This is a genomic window from Anaerostipes sp. Marseille-Q3525 (assembly GCF_018223505.1).
Classification (GTDB): Bacteria; Bacillota; Clostridia; order Lachnospirales; family Lachnospiraceae; genus Anaerostipes; species Anaerostipes amylophilus.
Genome location: NZ_JAGTTT010000077.1, coordinates 1 through 1,233, shown reverse-complemented (window position 1 = coordinate 1,233; position 1,233 = coordinate 1). Strand labels below are relative to the sequence as shown.

The window sequence follows — 1,233 nt, the reverse complement described above, 5'->3', positions numbered from 1 at the left end:
GTTTTATATGTGCCCGTACCGCAAACCGACACAGGTGGATGAGGAGAGAATCCTAAGGCCGACGGGAGAAGTATTGTTAAGGAACTCGGCAAAATGACTCCGTAACTTCGGGAGAAGGAGTGCCATGAGAGTGGCCGCAGAGAAATGGCCCAAGCAACTGTTTAGCAAAAACACAGGTCTATGCAAAACCGCAAGGTGAAGTATATGGGCTGACGCCTGCCCGGTGCTGGAAGGTTAAGGGGAGAGGTTAGCGCAAGCGAAGCTTTGAACTTAAGCCCCAGTAAACGGCGGCCGTAACTATAACGGTCCTAAGGTAGCGAAATTCCTTGTCGGGTAAGTTCCGACCCGCACGAAAGGCGTAATGATTTGGGCACTGTCTCAACGATACACCCGGTGAAATTGAAATACCAGTGAAGATGCTGGTTACCTGCGCCAGGACGGAAAGACCCCATGGAGCTTTACTCCAGTTTGATACTGGGATTCGGCATGGTATGTACAGGATAGGTGGGAGACTGAGAAGGTATGACGTCAGTTGTACCGGAGTCGCTGTTGGGATACCACCCTTACCATGTTGGATTTCTAACCTGTGGCCGTGAACCGGTCAGGGGACAATGTCAGGCGGGGAGTTTGACTGGGGCGGTCGCCTCCGAAAGGGTATCGGAGGCGCTCAAAGGTTCCCTCAGAATGGTTGGAAACCATTCGAAGAGTGCAAAGGCAGAAGGGAGCTTGACTGTGACACCGACGGGTGGAGCAGGTACGAAAGTAGGACTTAGTGATCCGGTGGTATAAAGTGGGATTGCCATCGCTCAACGGATAAAAGCTACCCTGGGGATAACAGGCTTATCACTCCCAAGAGTTCACATCGACGGAGTGGTTTGGCACCTCGATGTCGGCTCATCGCATCCTGGAGCTGTAGCAGGTTCCAAGGGTTGGGCTGTTCGCCCATTAAAGCGGTACGCGAGCTGGGTTCAGAACGTCGTGAGACAGTTCGGTCCCTATCCGGCGCAGGCGGAGGAAATTTGATAGGAGCTGTCCTTAGTACGAGAGGACCGGGATGGACGGACCGCTGGTGTATCTGTTGTACTGCCAAGTGCATCGCAGAGTAGCCAAGTCTGGAAGGGATAAACGCTGAAGGCATCTAAGCGTGAAGCCCCCCTAAAGATAAGATTTCCCATACCGAAAGGTAGTAAGACCCCTTGAAGACGACGAGGTAGATAGGGCAGAGGTGGAAGT

The 1,233-nt window shown here is 52.8% G+C and carries 1 rRNA gene; it reads left to right on the top strand.

Features of this window, described 5'->3' with window-relative positions:
* Positions 1 to 1,233: ribosomal RNA gene (locus KE503_RS14340) — 23S ribosomal RNA — on the top strand; the annotation flags it as partial.